The organism is Oscillibacter sp. (assembly GCF_032018205.1).
Lineage (GTDB): Bacteria > Bacillota > Clostridia > Oscillospirales > Oscillospiraceae > Oscillibacter.
Genome location: NZ_DALZOY010000010.1, coordinates 90748 through 105825, shown reverse-complemented (window position 1 = coordinate 105825; position 15078 = coordinate 90748). Strand labels below are relative to the sequence as shown.

The following is a 15078-nucleotide window of genomic DNA, read 5'->3' as shown; positions in this document are numbered from 1 at the left end:
CTACTATTTCAATGGGGTTCTAAGATATCCAACAATCGCTAAGGCAAGCAGATGAACCGGATAGAAATTGAAGATACCCAATCTGCAATTGGCGCCATGGCATCCGACAGTGGAAATATGCATATGAAGTGGTCAAAAAGCATGGAGATAAGTGCAAGAATTTTTAATTGTTTACTGCTCATCTAAAAAATTTTGTTCCCGCTTCGACCGCCGTATCCTGCTCCACCAAAGGAGTATTTTCCTGTGTTCCGTCAAAGCTGTAAGAGACGCCCGTGTTAAAACGCCGGTTGCGCTCAATTTCCTTACTACGGCGCTCAAAGGCTTCGTCACCTTGTTTTAAAACCGTCACAGAGGTGATTTGCCCCAGCCGATCCCTGTTAACGGCAATATCCACGCTGCCGTCCGGTCTGGTCTGCACTGAACCAAGCATTTCATCCTCATAGGTTCGCACAGCTTCGCCTTTATAAAGATAAAATCCGTCCTGACCCTTGGTAATGCCCTGCTTTGCATACTCCTGCAAAACCTCTTCTTCCATTAGGCAAAGGTCCACTGCAAGCAGGAATGCACCTTTCTCAACCTTAAATTCCCTTGCAAGCGCCGCTTTGACCTGATCGGCAATGGTTTCCGGATTATTTGTAGTATCCGCATCCAGCACGTCAAAAATTGCATTGTCTGCGCGCAGCCCTGCATCTTCACCCAACGCAATGTCTCTTGCAAGCCCTGCCTTAACGCCCCATCGAGAGGAAGTGCTGCTGCAATAGCTGCTCAAATAAGCAGAAAATGGAGCTTGTCCTCCTGTGGCAAATACGACGGTGCTGCTCATTACAAAAACAACTGACAGTACCAGAATAAAGGCAGTCGTCTTTTGATAGTTTAAAATGCTTTTTATGCGGCGCTCTACCTCTGTTTTGGAAAAGGCGCTGTAAAGCAGCGTAGAGCGGTTTCCGGTTATTGCCATAGAAAGGAGACTGGCAGCATAGTCTTTTCGTTCGTTATCATCAATTCGGCGAAGCACGGCAGCGTCACAGGCAGCTTCCAGATCTGAGGATAGGCACTTTGACATGAACCATACCAGAGGGTTGTACCAGTTCAGGCACAAAGCAAGCAGCATCACCGCCTTAATCCAGTTATCCCTGCGCTTAATATGCATGATTTCGTGGGTAAGGATATGGCCCAGAAGCTGGGTTTTCTGAAAATTGATACCCGAAGGAAGATAAATGCGTGGATTCAGAATTCCGCATACAAGAGGTGAAGCGATTTCATCATTTGTAAATACAAGAATATGCCCCATACCCATATCTCGAAGAATCATATTTATTGCTTGATTATGCTCCACCAGCAAGCTATTTTTTAATTTCTGGGAATACCGAAGCTTTTTTATAAACAATACGCCTGCTGTAATGGCGGTGCCCAAACCAAACACAAAGATGAGTGCAAACTGCCAGTCTGGCGTCCAATGGTCGGAAGTTTCTGCAAAGCTGTATGTCACAGCATCCGAAGCGCCTGTACCCGGTGTAACGGTGTCTTCCGCAAGATCGCTTATATAAACGGCTGCGCTGTTTACATGCTGAAGCGGCCATTCCGGCACAGGCGCACTGATGGGACTGGATAGAGAAAACGGAACCAACAGCCTAATCAGCACCAACCCCCACAGCAACGGAAAAACCGGCTTGGGCAGGTGATTCTTCAAAAAACTTCTGAGCAGCAAAACGACGACAATCATGATGCTGCCGTAAAAGGCCATGAGATACAGCGGCATATCCATTCTGAAATGCAGCATAATTACTTCGCCTCCTCAATCAGTTTTGCAAGCCGTTTTGCCTCTTCCTCTGAAATACCTTGATTTTTAAGAAAAGCTGAAAAGAACAATTCGCTGGAGCCACCAAACATTTTATCAATGAGCTGCTCTGTTTCGCTTTGCTGAACCTCGTCTCTTGTAACCAACGGCTTACACAAAAAGCCGGGCTCTTCACGGTCGATGGCACCCTTTTCAATACATTTCTTAATCACTGTGTAGGTAGTATTTTTGTTCCAGCCAACACGATCTGTCAATACATCTACAATATCGCGCGCAGGCACAGTGCCTCGTTCCCATAGAACTTCCATTATTTTAAGTTCTGAGTCAAATAATTTAATACTCATACTATTTACGTCTCCTCCAGACTACTTCAATAGTCTCTAATTGAATTTAGACTATCACGATAGTCTCTAGTTGTCAAGGGAAATTCTTATATCTCCACAAAAAGCCGGAGATGTTGCTGTAATTGTGAAAAGATAAGATATTGCTATAATATTTAAACTAGAATGCTGTATAGGGGCGTTCCAAAACTTCCTCCAGACCGCTTGCCATCAAGAGCGGCAACGACATTCAGCAAGGATTCGGACATTATATTCAGGAAGGACAGCGGGAGCGTGCCGAACGGAAACAGCGTCAGGCACAAGGATATGAAAGAAGCGAAATGGCATAAAGCAGGGCGGCGGTTCAATCGAACCGCCGCCTTTAACCATAGATAAAAACCAAATATCTCCTCCGGTATGGCATAATAGACCAATATCGGGGGATGTTCTATGCATTAAAAAATGCTCATTAGGAATCAATGGCCCGCAGCAACACACTTACCCGCTTGGCAGCTTAATATCTAACTTCTTTTCTTAAACTTAGGTGTGTTAAACCTGAATGTTCCCCATAAGAAAAAAACTCTGCAAAAGTTTTACAGCAGTATCATCCATTGGACGATGCCATAGGACCTGGCTATCCTCAATGAACAGCAAGTAAGTGCAGCATTTGTAAATGAGTTCAGGATCATGTGTAATCAAAAACAGGCTTTTTCCCATCTCTTTCAGGTGGTTTAAATTTTCGGAAACCTCCACCATGTGTCGATAGTCAAGGCCGCTGGTAGGTTCATCAAATATCATAACCTCTTTATTTGATGCAATTGCGCTGCCAATCGCAATTCGCTGCTTTTCTCCGCCAGATAAAGACATTGGATGCAGTTTCACTTTATCCAGCAAATCCAAGCTGGATAAAATTTCATTGGCACGCGTCGTCTCCTTTTCCACGTCATCACCGGCCATGCTAAGCAGCATTTCATCGAGTATATCTTCTGTGAATAACTGGTGATTTACATCCTGCATAACCAGATAGGAGAGGTGCCTACGCTGCTTTGCCCCGTAAGAGGTGTTGTTTATTTCCAACTTCCCTTTTGCCTTTTTATCCAGTCCGCACAGACAGCGTGCAAAGGTGGATTTCCCAGCCCCGTTGTTTCCAATAATGCCGATAATCTCACCCTTGGGCAGTGTCAGGTCGGGTATATCTACCTTAACCGGCCCGTTTTTTTCATAGGAAAACCAGAAATTATGAATGCGTAGGGTGGAACTATTGGGATTTGGCGTGGATTCTGGCAAGAGATGAAACGGGTCTAAGGCTCTAAGCCCCATATTCTGTAATTCCGCTGGTTGTAGTCTCTGAAACTCTTGCTTCGTAAACTCGTGGCAGATAGCCCCGTGTTTCATAAAAATGATACGATCCGCATACGGCATAAGGTAATATAGGCGATGCTCTGCCACAATAATTGTTTTCCCCTCTGATCTCCAATGCCGAATCACGCCAGCCAAATCCCGAATCGTGACAATATCCAAATTAGAAGACGGCTCATCCAACACAAAAATATCGGGCTGGGTGGCATCCGCAGAGGCGCAGGCAATTTTTTGCTTTTCCCCGCCAGACAGAGCAAACAAACTCCGATTCAGCAACTTCTCCAGTTTGAGATTTTGGGTGGTTTTTTCTAAGCGTTTCCGCATTTCCAAAACAGGTAAGCCCATATTTTCACAGCCAAACACAATCTCGCTGGTGGTTTCCACATTATAAAATTGTGTTCTGGGATTTTGAAATACCGAGCCAACCCGCTGCGCGATTTGATATAGAGGATATTCATTTACCTCCCTGCCGTCCAGCAACACCTCCCCAGTCATTTTGCCTTCATAATAATGGGGAATCAGTCCATTGATCAGCCGGGTTAAGGTTGTTTTCCCGCAGCCGGATTCCCCGCATAGCAGGATCGTCTCGCCATCCCGAATGGTAAGGTTAATATTTTTTAGACTATTTTCAGCTTCTCCACTTTCGTATGTAAAGGAAACATTTTTTAGTTCTATCATTCTGTTCGCTCTCCTTTACTGCGGTATAAAAAATGTGAGAACCAGCATAATCGCTGAGATTAACACTGTAATCACATCATAATGTGTGAAAGCAATTTTGGTGATATTTGTACGCTTTATCGGATTATCTAAGCCGCGGGTTAAGGCTGCTGCTGAAAGATCCTCCCCGATCTTGACAACAGAGATCATCAGAGGGATAAAACGGTACTCCACAAGCGCTGCTGGATCTCTCCAAAACTTTTTAGTTCCGAACTGTACCTCCCGCATTCTCATAGCATCCTTAATAGAGGATGATTCCTCTTGCATGGTTGGGATAAAACGAAACAGAACGGATAGCGGAATGGTAATCTGCCGTCCAATGTGCATCCTCCCCAGAGCCGCAACACATTCGCTTGCTGTCGTGGATTTTATGAAATACGCCCCCATCATAAAGGCGGGAAACAGCCGCAGAACCAGCCCAACCAAAAGCACAATAAGCATATTGATAACCATCGGGAACTGTATGCTATTTTGAACCGCCTGAACCACCAGTCCTGCCGTGAACAGAACAAAAAAGATAATGCCAGTTTTATATTGACGGTTTGTAAGTAACAGCGCAAAGGGAATCAGCGCCACTGCAATCATAAAAGCAGTATGGGAATACAAAAATTCAGAGGTAGCAACGACGGCCATCAGAAGCAGCTTTATCCGGGGGTCAAGGCAAAATCCTTTTTTTACGTTTGCAACTGCCTGGAGTTGTTCCATTATATAATTCCTGCTCTTTCAAAATGCTTTTTCAGCATCTTGCGTCCAAGCAACGCGCCCAAAATACCGCCCACAAACAACAGCGCAAAGCCTGCATACAGCATCCAAGGTGGCATGAGTGACTGTAACATATTTGCATACTGGTCACCCATAGAGCTGTGGATGTTCTCCCAATATGACTCACCGGCAAACCAAAGATTTGCCGGGCAACCCATAATTCCCAGACAGAAGCACGCATAGCTCAATGTAGTAACCTTAAAGCTTTGATAGCCGCCGAATTTTAAAACAATATCGCCCAAAACGCCTCCTAAAATCCAACCAATCAGGCCAATCCAACCGTAACCAATCAGATAAAAGAAAATTCCACTTATGACACCAGTAATCGTCAGCATTCCAAATTTTTTAATTTTAGTATAGTACAGCATCATTGGAATCCCGCAAACAACCGGCCAAATAATAAATAGAAACGGATACACTACCGGGAGCGCTGTCAGCAGTCCAATGACAAAGAATATAACAAGCGTCATTGCTGTGTAAATTCCAACATTGATCAGGTCTTTGCCCGTGAGTTTGTTTATTTGCTTTTCCATTTTAATCTAATTCCTTCCATTTATAAATACGTAGTGTTTCTCCATGTAATATAGGATATTTATGGCTTGCTGTGAGTTTTGCAGGAGTTAGCATTAGCTAACCAAACAAGAAAAATTTGGGACATTATATCCCCAAAACTCTTTGCCAGCCAGAACTAAAAAACGCAGCAAGCGTGTGTGCATACTTTAACGCGGAGTCTTTCGGATAGTCATGAAAAACAATTTCCGCAATCGAAGCGAAGTAAGAGTGCACCAGCATATGCCACTCATCGTCCTCCAAATCCTTAACGGGAACGCCCCTCAATTTTAATTCATTGATCAGTGCCAATGTCTCGCGTACCTCTCGGCGAACGACATCGTCTAGAAAAGATGCATACTTTGTACCGTCTGAACACATAAGCAATAATTTAAAAGCATCAAAATTCTCGTAGACATATTCAATGATCTGCTGAATTGTTTCCTCAGAAAGGCTCCACAAATCTTTCAACTCATCCGTCTTAGCCAGTTCAAAATGTTTTAACACTGAGTCGGAATATATTTCTGAGACTTTCTGGAGAATGGGATCCACCAATGAGCCGAACAGGGCTTCCTTATCCTCAAAGTGATTGTAAAAGGCTCCGTTTGTCACGCTGGCGTCCTTGCAAATTTCCCTGATACTTGCGCGCTCAAAACCAAATTTCAAAAAATGCTTTTCTGCGCAAAGCAGTAAATTCTCATGCGTCTGTTGAAAGTCCCTTGACATTTTTACACCTCCTTTCCGAAATAAAATTACGCCGTAATATTACATCGTAATACAAATTTTAACACGGACTTTGCTGAAATGCAATATGAAACTTGCATTTTTGAAAGCGCTGGAGAATATCCGGTTCAACTCGACATGAGATTACTCGCTCCATTTGTTGCCACGGTACCGGTTATAGACCTTTGCGCGCCCCTGATGCAGTTCTATGTTCCTGCATTAAGGGGCTTCTTATCGACTGTCCGTTTTTTTCCGGTTCCGCTCAAACGCTCCATAGGAGACGCCCGGAACGAGTAAAGGAAAAGCCCTGCTGAAAAGCATCAGCAGGGCAATAGAAAACGTTTAGTGCATGAAGCTCCGTATTGACATAGGCTTAGAACAAGCCGGTCAACAAGAGCGTTTGTACGAAGTATCCAGGTGGAGAAGTATGCCAGAAGCACATGAAATCTTATATCATGTCATAGCTTCCATCCAATTGCCTCTTTTCGGCCAAGGACGAAGTCAGCATAGATGCCTTCCTGACTAATTAGCTGGTCGTGAGTGCCCCGCTGCACAAGCTCGCCATCATTCACCACCAAAATTTGATCCGCATTGCGAACCGTTTTTAAGCGGTGGGCAATCATAATAATTGTCTTGTTTCTGGTCAGCGCTTCAATGGCCTGTTGGAGGCGGTCCTCGTTTTCGGGATCTACATTTGCCGTCGCCTCATCCAGAATAACAATGGGGGAATCCTTGAGCATGGCGCGGGCAATGGAAAGGCGCTGTTTTTCGCCGCCTGAAAGAGAGGCCCCTCCCTCGCCGATGACGGTGTCATAGCCCGCGGGCAGCCCCAGAATGAAATCTTCGCAGCATGCCTTTTTTGCTGCCGCAGCCACCTCTTCGTGCGTGGCGTCAGGTCTTCCGAACTTAATGTTATTTTCAATGGTATCGGCAAACAAATAGACATTCTGAAAAACCATGCTGATTTGCTCCATCAAAGATTCCAGCGTATATTCCTTTACATCATGCCCTCCAACTTGGACACTGCCGCTGTCCACGTCCCAAAAACGGGCAATCAGATTGCACAGTGTGGTTTTGCCGGAGCCGCTGGGCCCGATAATTGCCGTGGTGGTTTTGTCCGGAATTGTTAAAGTAATATTGTTGAGAATTTTTTTGTTTTCATAAGAAAACGACACATTTTCAAATACAATATCATGTTCTTTGAGGATCAAGTCCTGTCCGTGCTCATCCAACTGGGGAATTTCATCCATTCTTTGCGCATGATCAATGGAGCTGCTTACAACCCGCAGGAGGGACAGTCCGCTTCCGGCGGACTGAATCTGCGCAAACACTAAGAAGGACATAATAACAGTCATCAGCGCATTGGCGACGCTCATGGTTCCGCCAAGCCAAAAAGCAATCGCCGCTGCCGTCATAATAACACTGAATATCTGAAGTATCATGCCCTGCGCCATTGTGTACGGTGTGAAAAGCTTCTCCAGCGCAAGATTGCTTTTTTTATTAAACTCCAGTGCATCCTGAACCTTTTTATCGCCTTTTCCAGTGAGATTAAAGGACTTAATGACACTCATTCCCTGTATGTATTCCAAAACAGCACCAACCATAACAGTTTCAGACTTTTGACGGTTGGGCGCGATGCTTCTGGATTTTTGATCCATCAGGGAGGTAACAAACAGATAAAGCGCCGTGCCTACCACAACAATACCGCCAATGCGCCAATCCCAAAACAGAATCATAACCGTAAATACAGCCGCATTGATGAGTCCGCCTAAGATATCAACTAGGACCATGGGCGCAACGGTTTCCACGTTGTCCAATATGGTGGTGGAAACGCCGGTGATTTCGCCCAGACTGTTTTCATTGAAATATCCCATAGGGACGCTTTTCAGTCGATTTGCAATATCAATGCGCTTGTTTGCCGCCATAAAATAACCGGCGTGGGTTTGCTGCAACTGCGAAAAGTACTTGGTCACAGCAACGCCCAAAATACTTGCCAGAATCAATCCAAGCGCAATCCAAGCGGGCGTGCTGTCCCCTTGCCCTGTAAGGAGCGCCTGCACCACCACATAAATAGCACCAATTTCAAGCATGCGGAAAATGGCATTTATCAGACCAACGAGAAGTGATTTATTGATATTTTTTCGTTCCGTCCCAGCAAACCACCATATTTTTTTAAGGGTTTCAATCATGCTGCATCACCGTCCTTCGTACCTAAATGCGCCTGCCACATGGAATGATAAAGCGAGCAATCAGCAAGCAGGTTCTCATGAACTCCCACAGCTTCAATCTGCCCGTTTTGCACCACGACAATCTGATCCGCATCCGTAATGGTTGATAATCTGTGGGCAATAATAATCACCGTTTTCCCTTTGATGAGTTTTGCGACTGCTTTTTGAATCACAGCCTCGTTTTCAGGGTCTATGTAGGCTGTGGCCTCATCAAGAATCACAATGGGCGCATCTTTCAGCATTGCACGGGCAATGGCAATACGTTGTCGTTCGCCGCCGGAAAGGTGTGCTCCGCCACCGCCTACCTTCGTTTCATAGCCATGCTCAAGCTCCCGAATGAAGCCGTCACAGCCGGCCGCTTTTGCCACAGCTTCTACCTCTTGATCGGAAGCGGCGCTTTTTCCCATGCGGATATTTTCCAGAATCGTATCATCAAACAGATAGTTATCCTGCGATACAAATGCCGTTTGCTCATAAAGCTGCTCCAGAGGGATTTCCTTTACATCTACACCGCCCAGACTAATCGCGCCGCCGGTTACATCCCAAAAGCCCGCAATCAATTTAGCAATGGTTGATTTGCCGCCGCCGGAAGGCCCAACCAATGCTGTCATACTGCCTGCCGGAATGTTGAGAGTGACTCCATGCAAAATTTCCTTGTCAGCATGATATCCAAAGGAAACATTTTGCAGTGAAATATCATAGGTGGCAAGCTTTGCCGGCGCCGCAGCGTGCCGCTGCTCCTCCCCCTCCAAGAACTCGTCAATGGAGGCTACGGTTGTGCCGATTTTGGCAAGGTTATCAATAAAGCTCATGGCTTTTAAAAGAGGCGTCACCAGCCCCAAGCATAAAATGATGCAGGTGAGAAAGGTTTCAACCGTTAAGCTGCCTGTGCGGTATAAAAGCCATCCGACAGGAAGCACCGTAACCAAGGTAGTGGGCGCAATGGAATATGCCAAAGACATGTTGAACTGACACCGCCTCATCCAGTTGTAGTAGTAGGAAGCATTTGCTTTCACTCTGTCTGAAAACTTGGCATAGGAGTGCTTGCCTTGATTAAATGCCTTAATTACCTCAATGCCGCTGATATACTCGACAATTGTTTCGTTCATTTCCTGCGTGGTTTTAACAGCACCTTCCCAGTCTTTGCTATAACCTTTCATAATCGCCATCATGAAGACCATCCCCACCGGCAAGGACACCAAGGAGAGCAGCGCCATGCGCCAATCTAAAACAAAAAGATAGATCAGGACACAAATGGGGCCGATAATATTTGATGTCATTTCCGGCAGCAGGTGTGCCAGGGTGGTTTCCATGCTTTCCACCTGATCCACAATTATTTGCTTGAGCCTGCCGCTTTTGGTATCCATCACGGTGCCAAGCGGGAGCTTCGGCAGCTTTTTTAAGACTCTTTGGCGAATCTCCTTTAAAATAGAAAACGCCGCCTGATGGGACAGTGCCAAAGCAAAATTATATAATAGGGTCCGTGCCAGATAACCCGCCAAGCCCACGCCACACCACATCAGATAATACGTCAGATTCTGATTTGCACTTACCATACCAATAATTATTTGTGCTGCCGCTATGTAAGGAATGACTCCACCCAGCACACCGATCAGCGCACTGATAATCGCGCCCGACAAGCGTTTATGCTCCGACTCACCCAACTCCCAAATTCGTAGTAAGGGACTTTTTTGCTTCATGTTGACTCCTCCTAAATTATTAGCCATAGCTAACTCATAATTTTATTTTTAGTTGGTTTTGTGCTTTCATGTATTAGGGGGTGAAAAAATCGTGCCAAACCCTGCCATATGATAGTCTCTTAGCATATGAATGTATTTTTTTGCTTCCTCATACTGCATATTGTGGCGCACAACTTCAAAAACGCCCTCAAAATAGGCTGTTGTAATAATATGCAGAAACTCTTCGGTGACGATGCCACGTTTTACATTTTCACAGCCAATCACCTCCATATACCGATAGGTGGATTCAACCTCAATGCGGACCATCTCATCAATAAAGTGATGATACTTCGTGCCATAGGAAGAATCGAGCAAGAGCCGGAACTCGTCAAAGCGTGCATACATATAATCCAACAGTTGTCCCATACTCTTAGATGAATATTCAGGCATAGTATCTATTTTCGTTTGCCTGTCAAGCGCATGAAATAACTCCTGAGTACGGCAAAAAGTCTTCAACATTTCCTGTACAACAGGTTCGACCAGCGCACTAAAAAGACCTTCCTTATCGCCAAAACGCGTATAGATAGAGCCGGTTGTTGTTCTCGCCGCAACAGCAATCGTCCTCATGGATGCATCCTTGTATCCACTTTTCAGGAATTCTTCTTTGGCACATACAAGAACACGCTCATAGACACCCTCAATTTGCTTAGCCACGAAACTGCCCCTTTCATAACGCCGTTACAAAACACTGTTATGAATTTATCACAGTAGAATAGATTTGTCAACTCCTTATCACACTTCGTTTTATCACCGCTACTAATTTTCAATAGAATCCATCAAAATTGTTCGGGATTAAGAACTTACCAGCAGGGAAAAAAATCAATTGCGATTGCTTATTTTTGCGGTGTCACAAGTAGCATGACAGCAAAAAATAAAGCAATAATCCGAACCCAGCCCCAATGGGGACAAGGTCCGGAATATTATTCCTTGCGAGCCACGTCGATTCTGAATTTAAAAGGAGGATTTGAACCCCCACGATTTGAAAATATGCTTTAGTAGGGGCTCTGGCAAGTGTACCTAATCATATAAATTGAAACGATAAACTTACCGCGCTCACTATCTTCTGTTTTCATTTTTAGCGTGTCAATATTGCTCATTATTTCAAGCAAATTAGTCCTTCAGTTTTCACTTCTTCGCTTTGATATTTTTCATAATGCTTTTTATCCTATAAATTCATGAAAACCAATTCATTGCCGGCCTGAGTAATTAAAAAATTGCGAATAGTATCGTTTTTGAATATTAGTCAAGTGAATTCCAAATGATTAGATCAGATGAAATTAAAAGCTACTCTTTGGTCAGCGAATCCCATACGTCTTTGGAAACCTTTTTAACCTCAAACATAAATACATCATAATAGGCGCTTTCAGTCGAACCACTCTTATCGGTGCTATGATATTCTAAAAAACAGAGTTGGGCTTCATGATGGCCTCCTAAGCTTTTACGGCAGTTTCAGTAAGAATTTTGACATTACTCGGCCTTTAGATATTCACGTATTGCGGCAATTGTAAGGTCCTTTTCCGCAATATTGTTTGTGATATCATCGATCAAGTCCGTTGCAAGGTCAAATTTTTGATGAAATCGTTGATTGTCCGCTAAGAATATTCTGGCTCTGGGACGCGGGGTCATACCTTGAGGCCCAGCTCCTGTGACATAATTAATTATGACAATTACATCTTTGAAATTATCATTGTTCACGTCATAAAAATCCACAGCAGCCACGCTATCAAACAGCCCCACATAATTCTCAGTACTATTATTTTCGCAGTAGTAAGGGAAAGAATAAATAACCTGATCCTCTACTGTTAAGAAAAATGAAACATCTTCAAAATCGACACTGTTATCTGGCTCATAGGAAACAAGCCTTACGCTTCCCCAATCATCCAGTTCTACATCAAATGATTGATCTTGAATAATTCGCTTGTCATCTAAAAATGCATTTAAATCATCTTTACCAGAGTCGGCAGCAGAAGAATCATCCGGACTTTCTGTTATGCCTTCATCGTCAGTTGACGAGGAATCTTTTCCCTGGTTCCCATTCACCTCGTTCACCTTTGCAGAGCATGCACATAGCCCTAAAACCGATAACAATACCACTACCATCACAAATACTTTTTTTATCACGTCTATTCCCTCTCACATTCGCTTTTATACCAAAATTTCCATAGGCTTGTTGTGTAGAAAATCGCACTGTACCTTTAGAATGTGATAGCCAATATAATGGCAGAAACTATCACAATTAAGAGTATAACCCATGAACCTTGCCAAAACCTTGCCGCAACCTTGCTTTTATCTTGCTTAGCAAAAAAACCTGTGCGGTTCTTATCAGCAGGCTTTCGGTTTTCTTCGTTTATTTTCCCACCACCTGAATATTTGTCAAGAGCAAAGATTCGGATTGAGTGCCCAAAAAATCAACGTTTTTTACAGAGCATTCCCTTTATTTTAAGATGGTTCTTTAAGTTACAATTCGGACAACACCTTTCTCTCCATCCACTACAACTTCCTGCCCATCATTCAACAGTTCAGTTGCGTTGCCACAGCCTAAAACAGCGGGAATGTTATACTCCCTTGCGACGATAGCGCTATGGGATAACGGTCCGCCTGTATCAGAGATAACCGCGGACGCTAGAATAAACAATGGCGTCCATGAAGGGTCGGTATATCGGCAAACTAAAATGTCACCTTGCTGCATTTTATCAAATTCCTGCAAGGTAAGAATCTTCTTAACTTTGCCTTGACAGATACCTCTATTGCCTGATACGCCTGTTAACGCATTCTCGTTATTAACCTCCCCCCCAATCGAAAGGCCGCTCCACAATTTTTCGTTTTGAGGACGGTTCGCTTTTCTAACCGCAACTCGCTCCCTATAATTTTGAGTCCCGGCAGGCAGTGCATATATCTCTTCCAGTGTAAGAAAAAGAATATCCTTTGGCTGCTCAAATATTTCAGGAAACCGAAGCTCCAGTTCAAAAACTGATCTGCGCGCCAATCCATAACACATTTCGATCAGGTAAAGGCTTTCTTCCCTGTTGATATGATACCCTCGTATTTCTTCAATCTTTTTACGCACCTTGGCTGCTTTTTTTGCAGAAAATCGCAAAGCGATTTTCTCAAGGATTGCCTGATATTTGTGATTTCCTAAATCCTTGTTATCCGACTGTAACAAAGCTTTTATCAAAGAAAAGAGCGGAATTATATCCTCAAACCATGATACGGAGCCAAATGCACAGTAGCTGCTGCTTGATTTCCATCCAAACTCATTGAGAAAATTTTGCAACCTGACGGAAAATTCAAGATAGTCGCCCCGAATGGTTTCTATGGCACTTCTATCCATAATTTTATAATTCGTAACAGCGCTGTTTAACTCTTTATGATCCTGAATATAAGCGGCCAGCTTTCTTAATGCGACGTTCAGTTCCCATGTTTTATAAGGCAAATCGCTTAGCAAATCGAATTCATCAATCTTTTTATCTACCCGTTGTAAAGTCGGATAAAGCAGCTTGGAAACAGCGACAGACGGGAAGATATTATAGCGAAAACGTACATAAGCAATTTCTTCCGATAAGTTCATCAAAGCCCTTACTTGCTGAAGCAGCGCAGGGACGGATAGCCGGGAAACATCCGTCGCAGATATTTCCTCCAGCTCTTTTTTTATCTTGGAAAATGCACCGTTTGTATTTGAAGAATTTACCGCATAATTTGTAAACTGCCCAAGCAGAAATGGAACCTTTGCAATCCGCGGAGAAATACGCATGGTGCCTGCCGAAAAGGATAGTATTCCGTTTTCGTCCATGCTAAGCTCACCCCCGATGGAAATACCCAATTCCTGAAAAACTTTGGATTTTGCCCGATCTATGATTTCACACGGTTCTATATCCAGCGGGTAAAGGGGCGTGGGGCAATGTTCAATCCAGTTATTGAGCAATGCTCTCTGCGATGCGGAAAGCTCCGGCTGTCTTTCATTTGCTTTTTCGCTTAAAGTGGTAATGGGGCGGGACTGCAATAAATATAGCTTGCCGCCTGAAATAGCCCATTCGATATCCTGGGGACTTCCATAATGCTGTTCCACCTTTTGACCCATTGCGAAAACTTCAAGTACCTGTTTGTCATTCAGGCAAAAGTGATTTTTTTGCTCCAAGGGTGTTTTTCTTTCCTCGATTCCTGTGGTACCATAACAGATCAGAATATCTTTATCCCCCAGTTTTTTATCGGCAATACGCTTGGCCTTTTTGCTGTAGATATAGATATCCGGTGTTACTTTCCCAGAAACAATCGCCTCGCCAAGCCCCCATGAGGCATTGAGCATCATTTGATCGGGATTCTGACTGACAGGATCGGCGGTAAAAAGAACGCCCGACACTTCGCTTTCCACCATCTTCTGAATCACAACTGCCAAAGATACTTTGACCGCATCAAAGTTTGCCTGTTTGCGATAAGCAACGGCGCGGGCAGAATACAGAGACGCGAAGCACTTTTTTATAGCGATCATAAGCGGCTCTATACCAACAACGTTAAGATAGGTTTCCTGCTGCCCGGCGAAGCTTGCTTCCGGCAAATCCTCAGCGGTAGCTGAGGAGCGGACAGCCACTCTTACATTTTCTCCAAGCACAGCATAACATCCAGCAATTTCCTGTTCCAACTCAGCCCAAAACTGTCCGGACGCAATTTCAGAGCGAAGCGTTTCACAACAAGCCGATGCCTGCTGGTCAAAGCCATTACGCTTCATGTATTCGTCAAACGCTTCTCCTGTAATGCAAAATCCATCGGGAACAGGCAACCCGGCGTTAAACATTTCCCCTAAATTTGCGCCTTTTCCTCCGACAGCGGAAATATCCTCTTTTCTTATTTCCTGAAAATTTCTGATGTATTTCATGACTAAACCCTCC

Annotated in this window: 11 protein-coding genes; all 11 read right to left on the bottom strand. The window is 44.2% G+C overall.

Translation table 11 applies throughout. The annotated features are described in order from the left end of the window. Positions 1 to 178: 178 nt before the first annotated feature. The 11 genes from RTU96_RS09505 to RTU96_RS09455 all read right to left on the bottom strand — a co-directional run bounded on the left by RTU96_RS09505 (position 179) and on the right by RTU96_RS09455 (position 15065). Positions 179 to 1765 carry a M56 family metallopeptidase gene (locus RTU96_RS09505; protein WP_312636333.1) on the bottom strand — a complete coding sequence of 529 codons (1587 nt, stop codon included), beginning with the start codon at positions 1763 to 1765 and terminating at the stop codon, positions 179 to 181. Between the two features lie 17 nt (positions 1766 to 1782). After that, on the bottom strand, positions 1783 to 2142 hold the full coding sequence (locus RTU96_RS09500) for a BlaI/MecI/CopY family transcriptional regulator (protein WP_312636331.1): 360 nt from the start codon (positions 2140 to 2142) through the stop codon (positions 1783 to 1785). A 525-nt stretch (positions 2143 to 2667) separates the two neighbouring features. After that, positions 2668 to 4155, bottom strand: coding sequence for an energy-coupling factor ABC transporter ATP-binding protein (locus tag RTU96_RS09495; RefSeq protein WP_312636330.1), 1488 nt, complete (start codon positions 4153 to 4155; stop codon positions 2668 to 2670). 15 nt (positions 4156 to 4170) lie between these two features. Then, positions 4171 to 4899 carry an energy-coupling factor transporter transmembrane component T gene (locus tag RTU96_RS09490; protein WP_312636329.1) on the bottom strand — a complete coding sequence of 243 codons (729 nt, stop codon included), beginning with the start codon at positions 4897 to 4899 and terminating at the stop codon, positions 4171 to 4173. Then, a complete protein-coding gene (locus RTU96_RS09485) occupies positions 4899 to 5489 on the bottom strand; it encodes an MptD family putative ECF transporter S component (RefSeq protein ID WP_312636328.1) in 591 nt (196 codons plus the stop codon). Before RTU96_RS09485 ends, RTU96_RS09490 begins: the two co-directional genes overlap by 1 nt. Positions 5490 to 5613: 124 nt before the next feature. Then, entirely contained in the window at positions 5614 to 6231 is a 618-nt protein-coding gene (locus tag RTU96_RS09480; protein WP_312636327.1) for a TetR/AcrR family transcriptional regulator, read from the bottom strand. A 455-nt stretch (positions 6232 to 6686) separates the two neighbouring features. Continuing rightward, on the bottom strand, positions 6687 to 8417 hold the full coding sequence (locus tag RTU96_RS09475) for an ABC transporter ATP-binding protein (protein ID WP_312636326.1): 1731 nt from the start codon (positions 8415 to 8417) through the stop codon (positions 6687 to 6689). Then, positions 8414 to 10156, bottom strand: a complete 1743-nt coding sequence (locus tag RTU96_RS09470) for an ABC transporter ATP-binding protein (RefSeq protein ID WP_312636324.1) — start codon at positions 10154 to 10156, stop codon at positions 8414 to 8416. Before RTU96_RS09470 ends, RTU96_RS09475 begins: the two co-directional genes overlap by 4 nt. Positions 10157 to 10222: 66 nt before the next feature. Continuing rightward, the gene (locus RTU96_RS09465; protein WP_312636323.1) at positions 10223 to 10849 is read right to left on the bottom strand and encodes a TetR/AcrR family transcriptional regulator; all 627 of its coding nucleotides are present in this window, start codon (positions 10847 to 10849) and stop codon (positions 10223 to 10225) included. An 813-nt stretch (positions 10850 to 11662) separates the two neighbouring features. After that, positions 11663 to 12316 carry a hypothetical protein gene (locus tag RTU96_RS09460; RefSeq protein WP_312636321.1) on the bottom strand — a complete coding sequence of 218 codons (654 nt, stop codon included), beginning with the start codon at positions 12314 to 12316 and terminating at the stop codon, positions 11663 to 11665. Between the two features lie 331 nt (positions 12317 to 12647). Continuing rightward, positions 12648 to 15065, bottom strand: a complete 2418-nt coding sequence (locus RTU96_RS09455) for a PEP/pyruvate-binding domain-containing protein (protein WP_312636319.1) — start codon at positions 15063 to 15065, stop codon at positions 12648 to 12650. Between the last annotated feature and the right edge of the window lie 13 nt (positions 15066 to 15078).

What these genes read in the sequence shown, in the direction of transcription:
- RTU96_RS09505 (WP_312636333.1), bottom strand. Translation starts at nt 1,765, where the DNA reads ATGGATATGCCGCTGTATCTCATGGCCTTTTACGGCAGCATCATGATT.
- RTU96_RS09500 (WP_312636331.1), bottom strand. Translation starts at nt 2,142, where the DNA reads ATGAGTATTAAATTATTTGACTCAGAACTTAAAATAATGGAAGTTCTA.
- RTU96_RS09495 (WP_312636330.1), bottom strand. Translation starts at nt 4,155, where the DNA reads ATGATAGAACTAAAAAATGTTTCCTTTACATACGAAAGTGGAGAAGCT.
- RTU96_RS09490 (WP_312636329.1), bottom strand. Translation starts at nt 4,899, where the DNA reads ATGGAACAACTCCAGGCAGTTGCAAACGTAAAAAAAGGATTTTGCCTT.
- RTU96_RS09485 (WP_312636328.1), bottom strand. Translation starts at nt 5,489, where the DNA reads ATGGAAAAGCAAATAAACAAACTCACGGGCAAAGACCTGATCAATGTT.
- RTU96_RS09480 (WP_312636327.1), bottom strand. Translation starts at nt 6,231, where the DNA reads ATGTCAAGGGACTTTCAACAGACGCATGAGAATTTACTGCTTTGCGCA.
- RTU96_RS09475 (WP_312636326.1), bottom strand. Translation starts at nt 8,417, where the DNA reads ATGATTGAAACCCTTAAAAAAATATGGTGGTTTGCTGGGACGGAACGA.
- RTU96_RS09470 (WP_312636324.1), bottom strand. Translation starts at nt 10,156, where the DNA reads ATGAAGCAAAAAAGTCCCTTACTACGAATTTGGGAGTTGGGTGAGTCG.
- RTU96_RS09455 (WP_312636319.1), bottom strand. Translation starts at nt 15,065, where the DNA reads ATGAAATACATCAGAAATTTTCAGGAAATAAGAAAAGAGGATATTTCC.